Raw genomic sequence first — 22,169 nt, 5'->3', positions numbered from 1 at the left:
GAGCAAGAGCATGAAACTTTCTTTTTGTACCGATAGCCTGGGCCACCTGCCGTTTGAAGCCATGCTGGATCGCCTGGGCGAACTGGGGGTGTTTGGCGTGGAAATGACCACCGGCGGCTGGTCTTCGGCACCGCATCTGGACACCGTGGCGCTGTTGCAGGACGCGGGCAAACGGCGGCGGCTGATGGCAGCGCTGGAAAGCCGCGGCATGAAAATTGCGGCGCTGAACGTTTCCGGTAATCCGCTGGAGCCAGGCGTGCTGGGCGAAAAACACCGCCATGATACCGACAACACGCTGGCGCTGGCCGCCGGCCTGGGGGTGAAAAAAATCGTCATGATGAGCGGATTGCCGCCTGCGGCGCCCGGTGACAGCATCCCTAACTGGATCACCTATACCGTCAGTTGGCCGCCGACGCTGAAAAACTGCCTGGACTACCAGTGGAACGAGGTGGCGATCCCGTATTGGCAGAAGCTGGTGGATAAGGCGCAGGCGTTCGGCATAGAGAAGTTCGCGCTGGAAAATTTCAGCTCGATGCTGGTGTGGAACCCGGACACGCTGTTCAGGCTGCGCGACGCGGTGGGGCCGATGGTGGGCTTGAACCTCGATCCCAGCCATCTGATCTGGATGGGGGCCGATCCGATTGCCGTCGCACGGCGCCTGGGGGACGCGATCCACCACGTGCACGGCAAAGATGTGCGGCTGGAAAGGGGGATAGTGGCGGTCAACGGGCTGCTGGAAACCCGGGCGGTGGAACAGGTTGCACAACGTGCCTGGAACTATGTGGCCGTCGGGTGCGGGCAGGATTTGCAGTGGTGGAAGGAATTCTTCTCGGTGGTACGCATGATGGGTTACAACGACTGGGTCTCGCTGGAGATGGAAGATCTGACCATGTCGGTCGATGCCGGTATTAATACCTCGGTTGAGGCGTTACAACGCTGCATCAGCCAATAACGCCTTTTTATTTCTGCCAAAGGCCTGCAGGTTTGCAGGCCTTTGCGCGGCAAAAGACTGTCGAAAAAAACAGGCCAATAAAAGTGTGATCTATATCGCATTTACCCCGCCAGTTGGTTAAAATATCGCTACTTCCCGCACCTGTCCGGATCCCGTTTAACATGGAACAAACCCAGGTATCTCGCTCAACCGCCTGGTTGCGCGTGGTCATCCTTGCCGTCTCGGCCTTTATCTTCAATACCACCGAATTTATTCCGGTGGGGTTGCTGAGCGACATCGCCAAAAGTTTCTCAATGCAAACCGAGCAAGTGGGTTTGATCATCACCATTTACGCCTGGATTGTCGCCTCCGCCTCTCTGGTGTGCATGCTGCTCACCAGCAAAATTGAACGGCGCAAGTTGCTGATCGGGGTGTTCATACTGTTTATCGCCAGCCATGTGCTGACCGCCGTGGCCTGGAACTTCACCACGCTGGTGATTTCCCGTGCCGGTGTGGCGCTGGCCCACGCGGTATTCTGGTCAATCACCGCCTCGCTGGCGATCCGGGTCGCCCCGGCGGGCAAAAAGGCGCAGGCGCTGAGCCTGCTGGCCGGCGGTACCGCGCTGGCCATGGTGCTCGGCCTGCCGCTGGGCCGCGTGATTGGTCAGATCCTCGGTTGGCGCATGACCTTTATCGGCATCGCGGTTTGCGCCACCCTGGCGCTGGTGCTGCTGTGGCGTCTGCTGCCGGTGCTGAAAAGCGAGCATTCCGGTTCACTGTCCAGCGTGCCAATGCTGTTTAAGCGTCCGGCGCTGGTCAGCCTGTATATGCTGACCATCATCGTGGTGACGGCGAATTTCACCGCCTACAGCTATATCGAACCCTTTATTCAGACCGTGGCCGGGCTGTCGGAAAACTTCACCACCCTGATGCTGTTGCTGTTCGGCGCCGCCGGTATCATTGGCAGCCTGCTGTTTAGCCGCTTCAGCGAACGTTTTCCGTCGGGCTTTTTTATCGGCGCCATCGCGCTGTTGATGCTGAGCCTGCTGCTGCTGTTGCCGGCATCCTGTAATGAAAATCACCTGACGCTGCTGTTTGCGGTGTGGGGCATGGCCATTATGGCGATTGGCCTGTCGATGCAGGCCAAGGTGTTAAACCTGGCGCCGGACGCCACCGACGTGGCGATGTCGATCTACTCCGGGCTGTACAACTTTGGTATCGGCGGCGGCGCGCTGCTGGGTAACCAGGTCAGCCGGCATCTGGGCATGGGCAACATTGGTTTTGTCGCTGCACCGCTGGCGCTGATCGCCCTCGGCTGGTGTGTGCTGAACTTTTACCGCAGCGAACGTCTGCAACACCACCACATCCGCTAAGCCTCACCGCACGACAGCGGGCCATCAGCTCTCTGTCGTGCATTGCTACTCCGGTTGAATTTTCTCTCAGCAAAACAGATTGCTGCAGTTTTTTATGCTTAAAATTTTTTCATAGTCTGCTAATTAAATATTTAACTCCGACGCCGAGCCGATAGCATAGAAAACTATCGATTATGTTATGGCGAGGTTAATGGTGAGTGAGTCTTTGGTTGCGGGAAGCGTGGGGGCGGCCCAGTCGCCGATCCATGAACGGGATCTGTCGGCAAGAATAGATGCATTGCCCACCTCCGCCGGGCTGTGGCGGTTTATTGCTTTGCTGGCGTTAGGCGGCTTTTTTGAACTCTACGACCTGTTCCAGACCGGATACATCAGCACCGGCTTAATCGCCGAAGGCATCTTCCATACCGGAGCGCAGGGCGTGTTCGGTGTCTCCGACCAGGCGGCATTCGCCTCCGCCACCTTCCTTGGCCTGTTTATCGGCGCCAGCCTGCTCAGCCCCTATGCCGACCGCTTTGGCCGCCGCACCACCTTTATGTTTGCCCTGGCCTGGTATGGCATCTTTTCGCTGTGTCTGGCTTTTCAGCATCAGGCTGAATGGGTGATCTTCCTGCGTTTTTTGGTTGGCGTCGGCTTGGGCATTGAGCTGGTGACGATTGATACTTACCTGACCGAATGGGTGCCCGCACATCTGCGCACCCGGGCGTTTGCCTTTTCTTTCTTCATTCAGTTTCTCTCGGTGCCGACGGTGGCGTTAATGTCGTGGTGGCTGGTGCCGCAAACCATCCTGGACCTGAGCGGCTGGCGTTACGTGGTGATCGCCGGTGCGGTGGCTTCGCTGGTGATCTGGCTGGTGCGTAAAGGCTTGCCGGAATCGCCGCGCTGGCTGGCACAGCAGCGGCGCTACCCGGAAGTCCGGCAGGTGATGCAGGCGATGGAACGACGCTGCGGCGTCACCCATACGGTAGATTTCCCCGCGCATGACGCGCAAGCACACAGCGAAATGCCGGCGCAGGGGAGCTTTAAGGATATTTGGTCGCCGCGTTACCGCAGTCGTACCCTGATGCTGGTGGTGATGAATTTCTTCCAGGCCATCGGATTCTTTGGCTTTGGCAACTGGCTACCCGCTTTGCTGGCCGGAAAGGGAGCCTCCATCACCCACAGCTTGCTGTATGCCTTCTTTATTACTCTGGCTTACCCGTTGGGATCGCTGCTGTGCAGCCGCTATGCCGACAAGATGGAAAACAAGTGGCAGATTGTACTTTCCTGCCTGGTGACGGTGATCTTCGGCTCGCTGTTTGCCCTGCAAAACAACCCCGTCTGGCTGATCCTTTGCGGTTTCTTCATCACCTGGTCCAATGCCTGGCTGACCTATAGCTACCATTCTTATCAATCGGAAGTGTTCCCGACCTACATACGCGCCCGCGCTGTCGGCTTCTGCTATTCGTTCAGCCGACTGTCGACGGTATTCAGCAGCCTGATCATCGGTATCATTCTGCAATACGGCGGCTCGGTGGGGGTTATCGCGTTTATCGTGGCCAGCATGCTGATTGTGATGGTGGTGATCGGCGTGTTTGGCCCGAAAACGCGCGGCATCGATCTGGAAAATATCTGAGTACTACTCGCGCGAGATCCTGTGAAATAAAAAGCCCGCTTAAGCTGACCTAAGCGGGCTTTCAGGCTACTGACAAAACCTTCACTGGTGTTTGGCGTAGGGGCGCTGCATGCTGCGCCCGTTACATCTCTTAGGCGAGATCAAAACGATCGAGGTTCATCACCTTAGTCCAGGCGGCGACAAAGTCGCGAACGAAGCTGCCCTGGGCGTCTGCGCTGCCGTAAACTTCCGACAAAGCCCGCAGCTGAGAGTGCGAACCGAAGATCAGATCGGCACGCGTCGCCGTCCATTTGAGCGCACCCGTTTGGCTGTCGCGCCCTTCAAACACGCCGTCTTCGTTGGCCGCTTTCCAGATGGTGCCCATATCCAGCAAATTGACGAAGAAGTCGTTGGTCAGCGCCTGTGGGCGTTGGGTCAACACGCCGTGCTGGCTTTGATCGACGTTGGCGTTCAGCACCCGTAACCCGCCCACCAATACCGTCATTTCCGGTGCGGTCAGCGTCAACAGCTGCGCTTTATCGACCAACAGCGCCTCGGCCGGCACGCTGAATTGCTGTTTCAGGTAGTTGCGGAAGCCATCGGCCACCGGTTCCATCGCTTCGAAGGATTCGACGTCGGTCTGCTCCTGCGTTGCGTCCATGCGGCCCGGCGTGAAGGGAACGCTCACCGGGTGCCCGGCGCTGATCGCCGCCTTTTCGATGCCGGCCGCACCGGCCAGCACGATCACATCCGCCAGAGAGACGCGTTTGTTACCTGACTGCGCCTGGTTAAAGGCCTGCTGAATACCTTCCAACGTGGCCAGGGTTTGTGCCAGCTGAGCAGGCTCGTTCACCGCCCAATCCTTTTGTGGCGCCAGACGAATACGCGCCCCGTTGGCGCCGCCGCGTTTGTCGGAACCGCGGAAGCTGGAGGCGGATGCCCAGGCGGTGGAAACCAGTACCGATACCGGCAGGCCCGAGGCCAGGATCCGGGTTTTGAGATCGGCAATATCCTGATCGTTGATCAACTGATGATCGACCGCCGGGATCGGATCCTGCCAAATCAGCTCTTCGGCCGGCACTTCCGGACCGAGATAGCGAGCGCGCGGCCCCATATCGCGGTGGGTCAGTTTGTACCAGGCGCGAGCGAAGGCGTCGGCAAGCTGATCGGGATGTTCATAGAAACGGCGTGAGATCTTTTCATAGGCCGGATCAAAACGCAGCGACAGGTCAGTCGTCAGCATGGTCGGGCGCTGCTTTTTGTTGGGATCGAAGGCATCGGGAATGGTTTCGCCGACGTCTTTGGCCACCCACTGGTGTGCACCGGCCGGACTTTGCGTCAGCTCCCACTCGTATTCGAACAGGTGCCGGAAGAAGTCGTGGTTCCACTGGGTTGGGGTGGTGGTCCAGGTGACTTCCAAACCGCTGGTGATGGCGTCTTTACCCTTGCCGGTACCGAAGCTGCTATGCCAGCCGAGGCCCTGCAGCTCAAGGCCTGCGCTTTCAGGATCGTCACCGACGTGCGACGCCGGGCCCGCGCCGTGGGTCTTGCCGAAGGTGTGGCCGCCGGCAATCAGCGCCACGGTTTCTTCGTCGTTCATCGCCATGCGGGCGAAGGTTTCGCGGATGTCGCGCGCCGCAGCGACCGGATCGGGGTTGCCGTCCGGGCCTTCCGGGTTGACGTAGATCAGGCCCATTTGCACTGCGGCCAATGGGTCCTCAAGGTCGCGATCGCCCGAGTAGCGGCTGTTCTGACCGCCGCTCAGTTCCAGCCAGATCTTTTCCGAGCCCCAGTAAACATCATCCGGTTCCCAGGTGTCGGCGCGGCCGCCCGCGTAGCCAAAGGTTTTAAAGCCCATGGATTCAAGCGCCACGTTGCCGGTCAGGATAATCAGGTCGGCCCAGGAAATTTTACGGCCATATTTTTGCTTAATCGGCCACAGCAGGCGGCGGGCCTTATCGAGGCTGACGTTGTCGGGCCAACTGTTGAGCGGCGCAAAACGCTGCTGACCTTCACCCGCACCGCCGCGACCGTCGCCGATGCGGTAGGTCCCGGCGCTGTGCCAGGCCATGCGGATGAACAGGCCGCCATAGTGGCCAAAGTCTGCCGGCCACCACTCCTGCGAGTCGGTCATCAGGGCGTGCAGGTCTTGTTTCACCGCCGCCAGATCAAGGCTGTTGAAGGCTTTGGCGTAGTCGAAATCCGGGTCCATCGGGTTGGAGAGAGGGGAGTGTTGGTGCAGCGGCTTCAGGCTAAGTTGGTTGGGCCACCAGTCTTGATTCGAAGGGCCGCGGCGCGGTGCATTCAGTTTACCGCCGCCCGAAAAGGGGCATTTGCTTTCAGTTGTCATGTTGCGCTCTCTGCTTCGTAGGTTGCTCGCCAGGCCCGAAATGTCTGATGCCTGAGGGAGCCGTTAGCTTGCTATCGCGGGCGAAAGCCCACATCGGGTGTTGCGCTAAGGATTTATCTAATCAACTGATTTACAAAAATAAAAAATGAGCTCTCATCGTCAGGCTCGCAGCGGGGAGCCTATCGACACTCAGCATTAAGCGTAGTCAGTAGATGCAGATAGATAAAATAGGAATAGTTGAATGTTGTGATAGTTTTTGGCTATTGAATTTTATTTTATTGATAGGGTTATTAGGAGGAAGGGAAAGAGGGCAGCGTTGCGTTCATTGCGTTAATAAAGGGGAGCTCTTGATTAATGCTTCTTTGGTGGGTTTTTGTAAAATGATTTATATGAGGGAAAATAACTTATCCAATAATAAGCTAATTAATTGTTGGTGTGCTGATAGAGGAATTTCTAACCAAACTATGGCGATGAGGTAGTGGTTGGTAAGATGATAGGTCTGTTTTGTGCCAGGAGCGGATGTTGCATGTCCCCTAGAACGCGATTAAACAAATTGCGGTGCGGCTTATTCCTGCCTCTCATGAAAAAGGGCACTAACTGAAAGATGCCAGTCCATCTTCTCATGTATATCTACATCCACACATAGTCATTATGAAAGGATGGATGGAGATGCTGAGAGGTAAAAGAGCTGTGATTACTGGTGGAGGCGCGGGATTTGGGCAAGCGCTGTGCGTGTGGTTGACGCGAGAAGGCGTCGAGGTGCATTTTTCCGCGAGGCGTGCTGATGATATTCAAAAAACTTGCAGTATCATCACGGCTGAAGGTGGGAGTGCAAAAGGGTATATCTGTGATTTAACCCAGCCTGAATCCATTTCTCAGTTTTCTTCACAGCTGTTATTTTCCGACAAGCCCATAGACATTTTAATTCTCAATGCCGCTCAGTGGCTGTCAGGCACGTTAGACGATCAACCCGATACAGAAATCATCAATACCGTCAGTTCAGGCCTGACAGGTTCAATTCTACTGACTCAGGCTTTGCTATCCGGATTAAGACGTTCTGAAAGCGCGGATATCGTCTCAATTATATCTTCATGTGGGATCCCGCATTTTACAGATTCAATTGCGCACCCCGCTTTTTTTGCTAGCAAACACGGGCTTAGCGGTTTTACAACTAAACTTTCTAACCAGTTGTCCGAAGAGAATATACGTGTGACCGGGCTGTATCCCCCGGATTTTGAACTAACCGGATTAGATACATTTGTCGATAGCCAGCCCAGAATGGGGGAACGTCTAATGAATGGGCGCTCGATCTGGGAAACAATTCGTTTTGTGCTGGCTCAACCGCGTAGTTGCCATATCAGTAGCATCTACTTTGAAGGTCCAACTCGCGAAAAACTGAATGTTTGAGGCTGAGTTTGGCGATGTTGAACAGAGCACTCAACGTCCACTCCTCGCTCAAAGCAAAAAGCAAAAAGCAAAAAGCAAAAAGCAAAAAGCAAAAAGCAAAAAGCAAAAAGCAAAAAGCCCGCTCAGGTTTCCCTGAGCGGGCTTCTCTAATATGGCTCCTCTGACTGGACTCGAACCAGTGACATACGGATTAACAGTCCGCCGTTCTACCGACTGAACTACAGAGGAATCGTGTGAACGGCCGGAATCATAACGGGGTGTTGGCAGCATGTCAAAGGCGGATTACGCATTCTGTGACTGTTTGCTTACAGAATGCGCAACCCGTTGAGGTTTTGGCAGATTTAGCCCAGTTCCGCGCGTTTTAACCGCAGCTGATAGTGGTAATGGCTGCGGCTGAGCAGGTAGTCCGCATTGACGCTCGGGCTCCAGGAATCGTCGCCGCCGACCCCCATATGGAAGCCGTCCAGGTTGAGCCAGGTACCGGCTTCCGGCAGCAACAGATGCTGGTGGCTACAGTCCATCAGCTGACGCAGGCCGTAGCGGCTGAGTGAAAAGTGGAACTGCCCGTCGACGTGCCAGTCGCCGTACTGCAACTGGCGGGTGTCGCAGCGCAGGCCGTTTTCGCCGGGGAAGATGTACGGCGTGTGCAGTTCTTCCAGCGGTCGTTGCCAGCGCCCGAATTGCGCGGCAAGGCGACGGTCCGGATAGTTTTCATGCGGCCCCAGGCCCAGCCATTGTACCTGCGGATGGGTGTCCGCCAGTTGGCAGGTCAGGCCGATACGCGCCGGTGGCGGCAGGCTGGCGGCGATTGCGACGTCAACGCTGACGCTGACCGCGCCCTGGCTGTCGAACAACCACTGTTTGCGGCTGCATAACAGCGTTTCCCCATCTACCCCGAACCGGTGCTCGCTCACCACCCTTACGCCGTCGCTCAGCAGATCGGCCTGCAGCAGCACGCAGTGCTCTTCCAGCCGGTACATGCCGGCCAGCTTCCAGCGTTCGACCCAGGCATTGGGATCGATACGTTCCACTTCGCTGATGCCAATGTCGTTATCCAACGGCGCACGGATAAAGTTATCTTGCAGCGGCGTCAGCAGCAGCGCTTCGCCATCTTGCCACCATTGGCTCAGGAGGCCATTTTCGCGGGTAAACTGCCAGCGTTGCTCGCCATGGCCGATCTCAATCGTCCGCTCATTCTGGTTCAGCTGTGGGGCAAGGCCTTTCGTTGCCGGCGGCGCCAAATGCAGCGTGCGCGGTACCGGCCATTGATCCCAGGCGCAGCGATGGTTGGCTTCGGACCAGTCGGTGGCCTTGGACTGCACCACCGCCACATTCAGCCACAGCTCGCCGGGCTGATGAAGTATCGGCAAGCGGTCGAGCAGGTGGAAGCTGGCGCTGCCCTGCGGTGGTAGCGCGAGGTCAAAGCTGCCGCTGGCGCGTTCTAGGCCGTCCAGCTCCAGTCGCCAGTCCAGCCGTTCGTTATCGCTATGGCGGAACAGGTACTCGCTGCTGACGGTCAACGTCAGCGTTGTGGCATCAAAGGCAAATTGGAAAAACTGCTGGGCGCGTTGCGCCTCGAACAGCGCCGGGTGTGGCGTGCGATCGGGGAACACCAGGCCGTTAAGGCAGAATTGCCGATCGTTAGGCGTGTCGCCGAAGTCGCCGCCGTACGCCCAGTACTCATCTCCGTTGTCATCGCGGCGGGTGAGTGCCTGATCGACCCAGTCCCAGACGAAGCCACCTTGCAGGCGCGGATACTGGCGGAAGGCCTGCCAATAACGGTCAAAACCGCCGAAGCTGTTGCCCATCGCGTGTGCGTATTCGCACAGGATCAGCGGCCGCTGTTCATCCGGCAGGCCGATCCACTTCTTGATCGACCACTTGGGCACGGCAGGGAACGGCTGATCCTGATCCACCCGGGCGTACATCGGGCAGATAATGTCGGTTGCGGCGCTGTTGGCGCCGCCGCCTTCATACTGCACCGGGCGAGTCGGGTCCTGGCTTTTCACCCAGCGATAAAGCGCGTCGTGGTTGCAGCCGTGGCCGGATTCGTTGCCCAGCGACCAGATAATAATGCAGGGGTGGTTGCGATCCCGCTGCACCATGCGCGTCACGCGCTCGCTCATCGCTGGTAGCCACAGCGGATCGTCGGAAAGCCGGTTCATCGGCTGCATGCCGTGGGTTTCAATATTGGCTTCGTCGACCACGTACAGCCCATAGCGGTCGCACAGCCGGTACCACAGCGGGTGATTGGGGTAGTGCGAGCAGCGCACCGCATTGAAGTTGTGCTGTTTCATCAACAGAATGTCGTGGCGCATCGTGGCTTCATCCATCACCTGGCCGTGCTGCGGATGATGTTCATGCCGGTTGGTGCCGCGGATCAGCAGCGGCTGGCCGTTCAGCTTCAGCAACCCGTTGCTGATGTCGATCTGACGGAAGCCAACGTCATAGGCTTCCACCTCAATAATTTCCCCGTCTGGCGCCAACAGTGCCAGCGTGGCCCGGTACAGCGTTGGGGTTTCAGCGCTCCATAGCGCAGGCTGTTCCACCGGCAGACGCAGCGTTGTGCGGTCATCATAGGCACCGCGCTCGTCGATAATTTCGCTGCCGAGCGCCTGGATTTTTTCGCCAATCAGCTGGCCATCGCGCCACAGCTGCAGTTGTACCCGGTGCTGTGTCGGTCGATTGACGTGCGCTTCCACCACCAGTTCGCCACGGCGGAAGCCGTCGTAAAGCGGGGTTGTGATGCGAATATCGCTCAGGTGGGTGGCGGGTTTATGCAGCAGGCTGACGTCGCGGAAAATCCCGCTCATGCGCCACATATCCTGATCTTCCAGATAGCTGCCATCACACCAGCGCAGCACCATCACCGCCAGTCGGTTTTCACCGGCCTGCAGCCAGGGGCTGAGGTCAAATTCGGCGGGCAGGCGGCTGTCTTGCGAATAGCCGACCCAATAACCGTTGCACCACAGGTAAAACGCCGAGTTGACGCCGTCAAAGATAATGCGCGTCTGCCCCTCGGCCAGCCAGGCGGGATCGACGGTGAACTGGCGGGAATAGCAACCGGTCGGGTTTTCTTCCGGGACCAGCGGCGGGTTAACCGGGATCGGGTAGCGGACGTTGGTGTAGATCGGCGCGTCATAACCGGCAAGTTGCCAGTTGGACGGCACCGCCAGCCGGTCGGCATCGGGCAGGTCCTGCCGCAGCCAGGCTTCGGGCACCGCCTGCGGGCTGCGGTAATAGCTGAACTGCCAGTCGCCGTTTAACGTTTTCTGGCTGCTGCTGGGGCTGTCGTCACGCGCCGCATTCAGATCGCGCCAGCTCGCAAAAGGCGGATGCGCAGCCAGCCGCTGATAATGGGTGCAGGCCGGATTTTGCCAGTCCCGGCGGGCAATAAGGTCTTTCAGGGAAGGAGAGGGCAGAGCACTCATCGGCGATCGTCCTGTCGGCAAAGTAGAGGGGCATCATGCCGAATAAGATGCTGAGGAGAACCCAAAAAGTAAAGCGGTTACATTCAAGCTTGCAGGGGCGATCAAATAACCGCTTATTCTGGCTGAGCAGGCCGGTAAATCCGCTGCGGACGGCCTACCTTGCCGTAAATGATTTCGGCGCGCAGCTGCTGGGCGGCGGTACAAAACTCCAGATAACGGCGTGCCGTGGTGCGGCTTAACCCCATCTGTTGCGCAACGCTTTCAGCCGTGTGGCTGACCGAGGGCTGTTCGAACAGGCCGCGTATTTTAACCAGCGTCAGCTCATCGATGCCTGCCGGCAATGTCGCCATAGGCTCGCCGCGGGCGTAGGTATTGAACATCTGATCAATGCGGCGCTGGTTAAGGTGTGCCTTATCCTTCAGCGCCTGGTGCCGCTGGCTGAAGCGCAATAGCGTGTGGGCCAGCCGATCATAGGCCAGCGGTTTGATCAGGTAATCGAACACCCCGTAGCGCAGGGCTTCGGCCACGGTGTCCATGTCGCTGGCAGCGGTGATAAAGACGATACCGCCGACATAACCGCTCAGCGTCAGTTCGCGCAGTAGCTCAATGCCCTGGCCGTCGGGCAGGAAGTTATCCAGCAGGATCAGATCCGGCTTGAAGCGCTCGACCATGGTACGGGCCTGCGCCAGGGTACCCGCCAACCAGATTTGTCGGCAGCCGCCGTTTTGCCGGATAAATTCCGCGTGCATTTCTGCCAGCGGCGTTTCGTCTTCGACGATCAGTATATTCAGCCATTCCATAGTGAATCCCGTCTCCCCGTCGTCTTGCAGATTGCGATCAATATGCTACGAAAATGTAAGCTAATTGCCGCGTAAAATAAAGATTATCTCAATAATAAACACCATAAAAATAATTAAGTAAATAAAGAACATTAAATAACTTATTAACCGAAAGGGGTTTGTGAAATAGGTCAATAATTCGCTATTTTTTTCTGTTTACCATTGTTTCATTAAGTGTCCTTGGCGGATTTATCTCCATGGTTTTTAAGGTTTTAATTCCGGTGATAAATGTTAATTGACACTCTTTTTTGTATTTATTTTGTTATTTAATAGTTAACCCAGAGAGCGTGTTATGTTGGGCGACACCCTATTTAATCGAGTCAAAAGGTCCGATCATAAAAGTATCGCGCAGATTAATGCTTTCCTGCGCAGTAACGATCTGAATATTGACACCACGGTTGAAATATTTATTACCGTGACGCAAAACGATAAGTTGGTCGCCTGCGGCGGCATTGCCGACAATATTATCAAGTGCGTCGCCATCAGCCCGCAAATGCGCGGCGAAGGTTTGGGGCTGACGTTGGCAACCGAGCTGGTGAATCTGGCTTATGAACGCCATCACACCCAGCTGTTTATCTACACCAAAATCCAAAATGAGCCGCTGTTCCAGCAATGCGGTTTCTACCCCATCGCCCGGGTGCCGGGCATCGTGGTGCTGATGGAAAACAGCCCGTGCCGGCTGAAACGCTATGCCGCTCAGTTAGCGGGCCAGCGCCGGCCGGGCACCACCATCGGCAGTATCGTGATGAACGCCAACCCCTTTACCCGCGGCCACCAATACCTGGTGCGACAGGCCGCTGCGCAATGCGACTGGCTGCACCTGTTTTTGGTCAAGGAAAATACTTCGCGCTTCAGCTATGAAGATCGGCGGCGGCTGGTGCTGGCGGGCACCGCAGACATTCCTAACCTGACGGTGCACGAAGGGTCGCAATACGTCATTTCACGCGCCACCTTCCCCTGTTACTTCATTAAAGATCAAGGTATTGCCGACGACTGCTACACCGAAATCGATCTGAAGATCTTCCGTCAGTATCTGGCGCCCGCGTTGGGCATTACCCACCGCTTCGTCGGCAACGAGCCTTTCTGCGCGGTCACCGCCAAGTACAACCGCGATATGCGTTATTGGCTGGAAACCCCGGCGCTGCCCAGCCCGCCGATCGCGCTGGTGGAAATCGAGCGTTTGCAATATCAGGGCACGGCGATCTCCGCCTCCTGGGTGCGCAAGCTGCTGGCTGCCGGTGACTTTCACGCCGCCGCGCCGCTGGTGCCGCCGGACACCCTGTATTACCTGCAAGATTTGCAAACGCAGCGCCGGGCCAAGCCGGCGGCACCCCCCTTTGAATCCGCACAATCAGGTGAAAGATGAAAATTATCCGAGAAGCAATGGCCGGCACGCTGGAATCCAGCGATGTCATGGTGCGCATCGCCCCCGCCGAGGGGCCGGAACACGATCTGCTGATCGCCAGCAGCGTAGAGAAACAGTTCGGCGAAGCCATCCGCCAAACGTTGCTGGAGGTGTTGCAACGTTATCAGGTGGAGCCGGTGCAGGTGATGGTCGACGACAAAGGCGCGCTCGACTGCGTGCTGCGGGCCCGGCTGGAAACCGCGCTGATGCGCGCCAGCGACAACGGCCTACTGCCATGGGGGGCGCATCATGAAAACGCTGAATAAACACCGTCTGCGCCGCAGCATGCTGTTCGTGCCCGGTGCCAATGCGGCCATGGTGAGCAACGCCTTTATCTATCAGGCCGATGCGCTGATGTTCGATCTGGAAGACTCGGTGATCCTGCGCGAAAAAGACGCTGCGCGGCGGCTGGTGTATCACGCGTTGCAACACCCGCTGTATCAGGAAGTGGAAACCATTGTGCGCGTCAACGCGCTGGATTCCGCCTACGGGCTGGCGGATCTGCAGGCGGTAGTGCGCGGCGGGGCGGACATCGTGCGCCTGCCGAAAACCGACAGCGCGCAGGACGTGGTGGATATGGATCGCGAAATTGCCGCCATCGAAGCCGACTGCGGGCGTCCGGTGGGCAGTACCGGCCTGCTGGCGGCGATTGAGTCGGCGGCGGGGATCACCCAGGCGGTCGCCATCGCCCATGCCTCACCGCGATTGATCGGCATCGCGCTCGGCGCGGAAGACTACGTGCGCAACCTGCGTACCGAACGTTCGCCGGAGGGTATTGAGCTGCTGTTTGCGCGTTGCTCGATATTACAGGCGGCGCGTGCCGCGGGCATTCAGGCGTTCGACACCGTGTATTCCGATGCCAATAACGAAACCGGCTTCCTGCAGGAAGCGGCGCTGATCAAACAGCTCGGTTTCGACGGAAAATCCCTGATTAACCCACGGCAAATTGAACTGCTGCACAACCTGTATGCGCCAACCGCCAAGGAAGTGGCTCACGCCCAGCGGGTGGTGGATGCCGCGGCGGCGGCGGAGCAGGAAGGGCGCGGGGTAGTGTCGCTCAACGGCAAGATGGTCGACAGCCCGGTGATTGAACGCGCGCGGCTGGTATTGCAACGCGCAGCGCTTTCCGGCATCCGCGAAGCGTCGGTTCAGCACGGAGAGGAAGCATAATGAAACGCCAACAACGACTGATGACCCTGAACAACCTGGCGGACCTGCGCTGCTATCAGGATGCCTCCAAGGCCAACCTGCAGGCGCGCAAGCCGCGCGATATCAAACGCTGCGACACGCTGGAACAGGCGGTACGCCGCAGCGGTTTGCAGGACGGAATGACCATCTCTTTCCACCATGCGTTTCGCGGCGGCGATCTGGCGCTGAATCAGGTGATGGAAACGCTGGCGGCGATGGGGTTCCGCAACCTGACGCTGGCCTCCAGCTCGCTGAGCGAATGCCATGCGCCGCTGGTCGGCCATATCCGCAACGGGGTGGTGAGCCGCATTTACACCTCCGGCCTGCGTGGCCCGCTGGCGGATGCCATCTCACGCGGCCTGCTGGCCGAACCGGTACAAATTCACTCCCACGGTGGCCGCGTCAACCTGATCGAGTCCGGTGAACTGGCGATAGACGTCGCCTTCCTCGGGGTTCCGGCCTGCGACGAATTTGGCAATGCCAACGGCTACAGCGGCGAAGCCTGCTGCGGTTCGTTGGGCTACGCCAAAGTGGATGCCGATACCGCAGGCACCGTGGTGTTGCTGACCGAAGCGATCCTGCCTTATCCGCATCATCCGGCCAGCCTGGCGCAGGATCGGGTCGATCTGATCGTTCAACTCGAGCGAGTGGGGGACGCCGACAAGATCGGTGCCGATGCCACCCGCATGACCTCTAACCCGCGTGAATTACTGATTGCCCGCCGCGCCGCCGAAGTGATTGCCGGTTCCGGCTTCTTTACCGAAGGTTTCTCGCTGCAAACCGGCACCGGTGGGGCTTCGTTGGCGGTGACGCGTTTTCTGGAAGACAAAATGCGCGCGCGTGGCGTTCGCGCCGGTTTCGCCCTCGGCGGCATTACCTCAACCATGGTGGATCTGCATGAAAAAGGGCTGATTGCTCGCCTGCTGGACGTGCAGAGTTTTGACCGTGCGGCGGCGATGTCGTTGGCGCGCAATCCCAATCACATTGAAATCAGCGCCAATCAGTATGCCAACTTCAGTTCGAAGGGCGCTTCGGTCGACCGGCTTGACGTGGTGGTGCTAAGCGCGCTGGAAATCGATACCGGCTTCAACGTCAACGTGCTGACCGGTTCCGATGGCGTGCTGCGCGGGGCTTCTGGCGGTCACTGCGACACCGCCGCGGCGGCACGGTTGGCGATCATCGTCGCACCGCTGGTGCGCGGGCGCATTCCAACGCTGGTCGAGCAGGTGACCACCTGCGTCACGCCGGGCTCCAGCATCGACATTTTGGTTACCGATCACGGTATTGCCGTTAACCCGGCGCGGCCGGAGTTGGCGCAGCGGCTGCAAGAGGCCGGGCTGCCGGTGGTTGGCATCGACTGGCTGCGCCAGCGTGCGCTGTTGCTGACCGGCGAACCGCAGCCGATCGCCTTCACCGACAAAGTGGTGGCGGTCGTGCGTTATCGCGACGGTTCGGTGATCGACGTGGTGCATCAGGTGGCGGAGTAACGTGATGACCTGCGTCCCTCCTGAACTGGCCGCCAACCGCGCCGTCAGCCTGCCGGAACTGCTGACCAGCCGCGAGTGCCGCCAGGCACGGCAGCAGGCGTGGCAAGCTCAGCATGCTTCCACGTTGCTGGTGCTGACGCTGGTGGTGCCCGGTGCGGTAAAAGACAGTGCCCTGACCCGCAACATCTTCAACCTCGGCTGGCAGGCGCTGCAGCAAATGGGGCATGAGCAAAACTGGCACTGCCTGCAGGCGGAAGCGCTGGCGCTTTCCACCGGTTGTGAAGGGTTTATGGCGCTGCAGGCCGATGCCCAACGGGTGAAAGACTGCGCCATGCAGCTGGAGGTTCAGCAGCCGATAGGTCGGCTGTGGGATATCGACGTGCTGGATCCCGAGGGCCGTATTTTATCGCGCCGCGATCTGGGGCTGGCGGAGCGCCGCTGCCTGCTGTGCAGCCAGCCGGCCAAAATCTGCGCCCGTCAGCGGCGACACAGCAGCGAACAGCTGCTGCAGGAAATGGAAAGGATGCTCAATGATGCGCTCTCAACCCGTTGAACTCGCCCGGTGTAGCCCATCGGCGCCGGTCAGTGGCTTTGCCCATGCCGCCTACCGCGCCCTGTTGGTCGAAGTGAACCTGACGCCCAAACCGGGGCTGGTGGATCGCCACAACAACGGTGCCCACCGGGACATGAACATCGGCCATTTTTACCGCAGCGCCCGCGCCATCGGCATCTGGCTGCCGCGTTTTGTCCGCCAGGGGCAGGAAGACGCCCATTGCCCGGCTGCCGAGCAGTTGGTCAGGCTGCGTCCGCTGGGGCTGGCCTGCGAAAACCACATGTTCCAGGCCACCGGTGGCGTCAACACCCATAAAGGCAGCGTATTTTCCCTCGGCCTGTTGTGCACCGCTTTCGGCCGCCTGTCCCAGAGGCCGCAGCCTATTGACGCCGCCACGCTGTGCGCCGAAGTGGCGTCGATGTGTCGTGGGCTGGTGGCACGCGAGCTGCAACAGCGCAATGCGTTGCAGACCGCCGGCCAAAGGCTGTTTGCCCAACACGGCCTGAGCGGCGCGCGCGGCGAGGCAGAGTCCGGCTTCGAGCGGGTGATTAACGGTGCGCTGCCGCTGTACCTGCAACGGCTGAACGACGGGTGCGATGAGCAAACGGCGCTGATGGACAGCCTGCTGTGGCTAATGGCCAACAACGATGACACCAACGTCGCCTCACGCGGCGGTCTCGAAGGCCTGCGTTGGTTGCAGCGGCGTGCCGGCGAACTGCTGGCGCAGGGGGGAGCCCAGGGCAAGCAGGGCATAGCACGCCTGCGGCAGTTCGACGCCGAGTGCATTCACCGCAATCTCAGCCCAGGTGGCAGTGCCGATCTGTTGATCGTCACCTGGCTGCTGGCGCAATTACCGAATTCCACTAAGCCCGCCGCCTTTCAAGCCACAACTTGGAATCCCTAGGGCATAGCTAAAAAAATAACCCGTCTTCAGGAGAAACTTATGTCCGAAACCAAGGAAAAAATCTGGAAAGCGCTGGCGCCGCTGTTGGTGCTGGCGATCCTGCTCTGGATACCCACGCCCGACGGCATGCCGCCGCAGGCCTGGCGCTACTTCGCCATTTTTGTGGCGATGATTGTCGGCATGATCCTGGAGCCGATCCCGGCGACGGCGATCAGCTTTATCGCCGTGACCCTCAGCGTGCTGAGCGCCAACTGGGTGCTGTTCGGGGCGCAGGAATTAGCGGAGCCGGGCTTCAAGGCCGGTAAAGAGGCGCTGAAATGGGGGCTGGCCGGATTCTCCAGCACCACCGTCTGGCTGGTGTTCGGCGCATTTATCTTTGCGCTCGGCTACGAAGCCACTGGGCTGGGGCGACGCATTGCGCTGTTTTTGGTGAAGTTTATGGGCAAGCGTACCCTGACGCTCGGTTATGCGGTGGTGATCATCGATATCCTGCTGGCGCCTTTTACCCCGTCCAACACCGCCCGTACCGGCGGCACCGTGTTCCCGGTGGTGAAAAACCTGCCGCCGCTGTTTGATTCCTTCCCCAACGATCCCTCCTCACGGCGCATCGGCGGTTACCTGATGTGGATGATGGTGGTCGGGACCAGCATCAGCTCCTCGATGTTCGTCACCGGCGCCGCACCTAATGTGCTGGGTATCGAGTTCGTCAGTAAAATCGCCGGCGTGCATATCAGCTGGATGCAGTGGTTCCTGGCCTTCCTGCCGGTCGGCCTGCTGCTGCTGGTGATTGCGCCGTTGATTTCCTATTACCTGTACAAACCGGGCGTTACGCACAGCAGCGAAGTCGCTTCCTGGGCCAATAGCGCGCTGGGGGAAATGGGCAAGCTGACGCGCAAGGAGTACACGCTGATTGGCCTGGTGCTGCTCAGCCTGTGTCTGTGGGTGTTTGGCGGCAAGATATTGGATGCCACCACGGTCTGTTTGTTGGCGGTATCGCTGATGCTGGCCTTACACGTAGTGTCGTGGAAGGACATCACCAAATATTCCAGCGCCTGGAACACCTTGGTGAACCTGGCGACGCTGGTGGTGATGGCCAACGGCCTGACGCGCTCCGGTTTTATCGACTGGTTCGCGCTGACCATGAGCACCCATCTGGACGGATTCTCGCCGGATATGACGGTCGTGGCGCTGGTCCTGGTGTTCTACTTCGCTCACTACCTGTTCGCCAGCCTGTCGGCGCACACGGCAACCCTGCTGCCGGTGATCCTTGCCGTCGGTAAAGGCCTGCCGGGCGTGCCTATGGAGCAGCTGTCGATGCTGCTGGTGCTGTCGATCGGCATCATGGGCGTGCTGACGCCGTACGCCACCGGTCCTGGGGTTATCATTTACGGCTGTGGCTACGTGAAGTCGAAAGACTACTGGCGGATGGGCGGTATTCTGGGCGTGGTGTACATCGCCGCGCTGTTGTTGATCGGCTGGCCGATCATGCGTTTGTGGATGTGATTTTCTAAATTATCGGCGGCCCTCGGCGAAGGGCCGCTGAGCAGACCTTTCCCTGTGATGCTCATCACACACTTTCGGCGTTAACCTCTCCATGATAGCGAAGCAATAGCTAACACATTAAAAATAATCACAATCCTGGAGCCTCTGCGGATGAAAAGAAAAACTTTATTGCTGTGCTTGCCGTTATTTATGACCGGGACTGCCTTGGCGGAAACCAACGACTATCAATTGGATCAGGTGCTGGTGATGAGCCGCCATAACCTGCGTGCGCCGCTGGCCAATAACGGCAGCGTATTGGCGCAGTCCACCCCTAAAGCCTGGCCGGCCTGGGACACGCCGGGTGGTCTGCTGACCACCAAGGGCGGGGTGCTGGAAGTGTATATGGGCCACTACTTCAATGCGTGGCTCAAGCAAACCGGAGTATTGCCGCAGGAAGGCTGCCCGACCGCCGGCAGCGTTTACGTCTATGCCAACAGTTTGCAACGCACGGTGGCGACCGCGCAGTTCTTTACCAACGGTGCTTTCCCCGGTTGTGACGTCAGCGTGCATCATCAGGACAAAATGGGGGAGATGGATCCCACCTTCAACCCGATCATCACTGACAACAGCGAAGCTTTCAATCAGCAGGCTCTGGGGGCAATGAACGCCGAACTGGCCTCGTTGAAGCTGGACGCCTCCTACAAGCAATTAGAAAAAATCATCGATTACAAAGATTCCAGCGCCTGTAAAACCGACAAGCACTGCGATCTGACCAAAGAAGCCAGCAAAATGAGCGCGGTGCCGGGCAAAGAGCCGGGTGTGGCCGGGCCGCTGCGGGTAGGGAACTCGCTGGTGGACGCCTTTATGCTGCAATATTACGAAGGCTTCCCGATGAAGGACGTGGCCTGGGGCAAAATCACCACGCCACAGCAGTGGAAACAGTTGGCGCAGCTGAAGGACGGCTATCAGGATTCGCTGTTTACCTCGCCGGTAGTGGCGCAAAACGTGGCCAAACCGCTGCTGACGTATATCAACGGCGCACTGATTGGCGAACGCAAGCCGGATTCACCGAAGGTAACGGTGCTGGTGGGGCACGACTCCAACATTGCCTCCCTGCTGTCGGCGATGGAGTTCAAGCCGTACCAACTGCCGCATCAATATGAGAAAACGCCGATTGGCGGCAAGCTGGTGTTCCAGCGCTGGCACGATAAGAAAAACGATCGCGATTTGCTGAAAATCGAGTACGTGTATCAATCCACCGACCAGTTGCGCAATGCCACTCCGCTGACGCTGAAAACCCCGCCACAGCGCGTGACGATGGCGTTAAAAGGCTGCCCAATCGATAAGCAGGGCTACTGCGCCTGGAGCGACTTCGAAAAAACCATGAAAGGGATTCTGTAATCCTGTCGTGCCTCTCCCTCGGTAACGGGGGAGAGGAATAATCATTGTTGCTCAGGAGCTCGGCGTCTAAAATTAGCGTTCTGCACACCCAATATGGACAACCCGTGTTCTCTTCTTTTATTCCCACCTTTGAACGGTTGAACCTGGACGATTACCCGGGGCAGGTTGCCCGTTGCCGCTTTTCTGTGGCGCACTACCAGGATGATTGTTTCGCTGCCATTGGCATGACGCTCCCCGAACATCTGGCGCGTGCGGTGCCAAAGCGGCGGGCGGAATATCTGGCCGGGCGTTATCTGGCGCGGACCTTGTTGGCACCGCTGGGTTTTGCGGATTTCACGCTGTTGCGCGGCGAAGACCGGGCACCGCAGTGGCCGCCGGGTATCGCCGGTGCGCTCAGCCACAATGCGGGCACAGCGCTTTGCGCGGTGCATCCGGAACCCGGGTTGGGCGGCGTGGGGCTGGACGTTGAAACGCTCATTCCCGCCGCGCGTGCGGAGGAGCTGCAGCGAGCGATCGTTAGCGAGGCGGAATCTGCCCAACTGCACGCTCATTCACAGCCATTTAACCACCTGCTGACCTTGGCCTTTTCCGCCAAAGAGAGCCTGTTCAAAGCGCTATATCCGCAGGTGCGCTGCTATTTTGACTTTCTTGACGCACGCCTGGTCACGCTGGATACGCAACGACAGACGTTCGAATTGGAACTGCTCAAAACCCTTACGCCGCAGTGCCATGCAGGTCGCCGTTTCTGCGGCCGTTACTGGCAACAAGGTGACGATGTCACAACTTTTATTTATTTATAAATCAATAAAATAAAGCCAAGAATTCGGCGTTGCACTGTCACATTTTCCGGTGGATTCGCCTGCGGCGCAGCAGGTGGCTGGCCCCTTCCGACACCAACAGCAGCACCGCCAGCCAGATAGGAATATAGGTCAGCCATTCATCCCGGCCGATACTCTCGCCAAGCAGCAAGGCCACCACCACCAACAGCACCGGCTCCACATAGCTCAGCAGGCCGAACAGGCTGAACGGCAGCAGACGGCTGGCCAGGATATAGCACACCAGCGCAGCGGCGCTGATCACCCCCAACAGCGGGATTTGCCAATAAAGTGCCGGGCTGATGCTCAACGCCGCCAGTGGCCCGTTGCCCCCGAAAGCGAACCAGGCGGCGACCGGCAGCATCAGCGTTAGCTCACACCACAAGCCACCCAGGTTGTCGGTGCCGAAACGGCGACGCAGGATAAAGTACACCGGGTAGCCCAGCGCCACCAGCAAGGTGGTCCAGGACACGCCGCCGACCTGATACAACTCGTTGCCGACGCCGATAATGGCGCAGCTGACCGCCAGTTTTTGCAGCAGCGAAAGGCGATCGCGGAAGATCAGGCGTCCTGCCAGCACCATGGTCAGCGGCAGCAGGAAATAGCCGAGCGATACCTCCAACGCCTTGCCGTGCAGCGGTGCCCAGAGAAACAGCCAGAGCTGAACCCCCAGCAGCGCCGAACTCAGCGGCAGAAACAGCAGGCGGCGCGGCCGCTGTTTTATCCAACTCAAGGTCTCGCTGACCTTGCGCCAGTCGGCGGAAAGCACCATAAACAGCGTCAAAAACGGCACCGTCAGCAGGGTACGCCAGCCAAAGACTTGCTCACCGTCAAGCGGGGTCAGGGTAGAGGTGTAGTAATACATCACGCCGAACAATACCGAGGCGATGACGGAAAGAACGATCCCTTTAATCACATGCGATCCTGAAAAGTTATTGATTTTATTGCCGGTACTCTAGAGAAGTTTAGCGCTAACAACAATGCGGCGCATCAGGCTGGACAATCGCCAACG

Annotated in this window: 18 protein-coding genes and 1 tRNA gene; 14 read left to right on the top strand and 5 right to left on the bottom strand. The window is 58.5% G+C overall.

What is annotated here, in order from left to right; genetic code table 11:
• The first annotated feature begins 10 nt into the window (after positions 1-10).
• The 3 genes from H0S68_RS16220 to H0S68_RS16210 all read left to right on the top strand — a co-directional run bounded on the left by H0S68_RS16220 (position 11) and on the right by H0S68_RS16210 (position 3,916).
• Positions 11-952, top strand: a complete 942-nt coding sequence (locus H0S68_RS16220; protein WP_262243989.1) for a sugar phosphate isomerase/epimerase family protein — start codon at positions 11-13, stop codon at positions 950-952.
• A gap of 161 nt (positions 953-1,113) precedes the next feature.
• Positions 1,114-2,304 (top strand): sugar transporter, encoded by a 1,191-nt coding sequence (locus H0S68_RS16215; RefSeq protein ID WP_410528842.1) that lies wholly within the window; start codon positions 1,114-1,116, stop codon positions 2,302-2,304.
• 190 nt (positions 2,305-2,494) lie between these two features.
• Entirely contained in the window at positions 2,495-3,916 is a 1,422-nt protein-coding gene (locus H0S68_RS16210; protein ID WP_410528841.1) for an MFS transporter, read from the top strand.
• 130 nt (positions 3,917-4,046) lie between these two features.
• Here H0S68_RS16210 and katG read toward each other — a convergent pair whose 3' ends face one another.
• Positions 4,047-6,245, bottom strand: coding sequence for a catalase/peroxidase HPI (gene katG / locus H0S68_RS16205; RefSeq protein ID WP_410528840.1), 2,199 nt, complete (start codon positions 6,243-6,245; stop codon positions 4,047-4,049).
• 669 nt (positions 6,246-6,914) lie between these two features.
• On the opposite strand from katG, the gene H0S68_RS16200 reads away from it, so the two are divergent.
• Together H0S68_RS16200 and H0S68_RS16195 are read left to right on the top strand one after the other, a co-directional pair.
• The gene (locus H0S68_RS16200; protein WP_115058470.1) at positions 6,915-7,652 is read left to right on the top strand and encodes an SDR family oxidoreductase; all 738 of its coding nucleotides are present in this window, start codon (positions 6,915-6,917) and stop codon (positions 7,650-7,652) included.
• Positions 7,645-7,788 carry a hypothetical protein gene (locus H0S68_RS16195; protein ID WP_410528839.1) on the top strand — a complete coding sequence of 48 codons (144 nt, stop codon included), beginning with the start codon at positions 7,645-7,647 and terminating at the stop codon, positions 7,786-7,788. The genes H0S68_RS16200 and H0S68_RS16195 overlap by 8 nt, the downstream gene beginning before the upstream one ends.
• A 16-nt stretch (positions 7,789-7,804) precedes the next feature.
• Here the strand turns inward: H0S68_RS16195 and H0S68_RS16190 are convergent.
• The 3 genes from H0S68_RS16190 to dpiA form a co-directional block, all read right to left on the bottom strand.
• A tRNA-Asn gene (locus H0S68_RS16190) sits at positions 7,805-7,880 on the bottom strand.
• 113 nt (positions 7,881-7,993) lie between these two features.
• The gene (locus H0S68_RS16185) at positions 7,994-11,083 is read right to left on the bottom strand and encodes a beta-galactosidase (protein WP_410528838.1); all 3,090 of its coding nucleotides are present in this window, start codon (positions 11,081-11,083) and stop codon (positions 7,994-7,996) included.
• Positions 11,084-11,196: 113 nt separating this feature from the next.
• Positions 11,197-11,883: a two-component response regulator DpiA gene (gene dpiA / locus H0S68_RS16180; RefSeq protein ID WP_410528837.1), complete on the bottom strand. Its 687-nt coding sequence runs from the start codon at positions 11,881-11,883 to the stop codon at positions 11,197-11,199.
• A gap of 331 nt (positions 11,884-12,214) precedes the next feature.
• Here dpiA and citC point away from each other — a divergent pair, with 331 nt between their 5' ends.
• The 9 genes from citC (at position 12,215) to H0S68_RS16135 (ending at position 21,142) form a co-directional block, all read left to right on the top strand.
• On the top strand, positions 12,215-13,288 hold the full coding sequence (gene citC, locus H0S68_RS16175) for a [citrate (pro-3S)-lyase] ligase (RefSeq protein WP_273848613.1): 1,074 nt from the start codon (positions 12,215-12,217) through the stop codon (positions 13,286-13,288).
• Positions 13,285-13,593 (top strand): citrate lyase acyl carrier protein, encoded by a 309-nt coding sequence (citD, locus tag H0S68_RS16170; RefSeq protein WP_048762543.1) that lies wholly within the window; start codon positions 13,285-13,287, stop codon positions 13,591-13,593. The genes citC and citD overlap by 4 nt, the downstream gene beginning before the upstream one ends.
• Positions 13,577-14,497, top strand: coding sequence for a citrate (pro-3S)-lyase subunit beta (citE, locus tag H0S68_RS16165; protein ID WP_020827712.1), 921 nt, complete (start codon positions 13,577-13,579; stop codon positions 14,495-14,497). The genes citD and citE overlap by 17 nt, the downstream gene beginning before the upstream one ends.
• Positions 14,497-16,002: a citrate lyase subunit alpha gene (citF, locus tag H0S68_RS16160; protein ID WP_044552441.1), complete on the top strand. Its 1,506-nt coding sequence runs from the start codon at positions 14,497-14,499 to the stop codon at positions 16,000-16,002. Before citE ends, citF begins: the two co-directional genes overlap by 1 nt.
• 4 nt (positions 16,003-16,006) lie before the next feature.
• Positions 16,007-16,555 (top strand): citrate lyase holo-[acyl-carrier protein] synthase, encoded by a 549-nt coding sequence (gene citX, locus H0S68_RS16155; RefSeq protein WP_129940858.1) that lies wholly within the window; start codon positions 16,007-16,009, stop codon positions 16,553-16,555.
• Entirely contained in the window at positions 16,536-17,459 is a 924-nt protein-coding gene (gene citG, locus H0S68_RS16150) for a triphosphoribosyl-dephospho-CoA synthase CitG (protein ID WP_410529469.1), read from the top strand. Before citX ends, citG begins: the two co-directional genes overlap by 20 nt.
• Before the next feature lie 39 nt (positions 17,460-17,498).
• On the top strand, positions 17,499-18,962 hold the full coding sequence (locus H0S68_RS16145) for an anion permease (protein WP_020827708.1): 1,464 nt from the start codon (positions 17,499-17,501) through the stop codon (positions 18,960-18,962).
• Between the two features lie 150 nt (positions 18,963-19,112).
• Positions 19,113-20,342: a bifunctional glucose-1-phosphatase/inositol phosphatase gene (gene agp, locus H0S68_RS16140; RefSeq protein ID WP_048762545.1), complete on the top strand. Its 1,230-nt coding sequence runs from the start codon at positions 19,113-19,115 to the stop codon at positions 20,340-20,342.
• A gap of 104 nt (positions 20,343-20,446) precedes the next feature.
• Positions 20,447-21,142 carry a 4'-phosphopantetheinyl transferase gene (locus H0S68_RS16135; protein ID WP_201896222.1) on the top strand — a complete coding sequence of 232 codons (696 nt, stop codon included), beginning with the start codon at positions 20,447-20,449 and terminating at the stop codon, positions 21,140-21,142.
• A gap of 37 nt (positions 21,143-21,179) precedes the next feature.
• On the opposite strand, the gene rarD is transcribed toward H0S68_RS16135, so the two are convergent.
• Entirely contained in the window at positions 21,180-22,073 is an 894-nt protein-coding gene (gene rarD, locus H0S68_RS16130; RefSeq protein WP_122079838.1) for an EamA family transporter RarD, read from the bottom strand.
• Positions 22,074-22,169 lie beyond the last annotated feature (96 nt).

Origin of the sequence: Serratia sp. AXJ-M (assembly GCF_046531865.1) — a bacterium.
In the GTDB taxonomy this organism is placed as follows: Bacteria; Pseudomonadota; Gammaproteobacteria; order Enterobacterales; family Enterobacteriaceae; genus Serratia; species Serratia liquefaciens.
The sequence above is the reverse complement of the archived record's forward strand: the minus strand, read 5'-3'. Positions and strand labels throughout refer to the sequence as shown.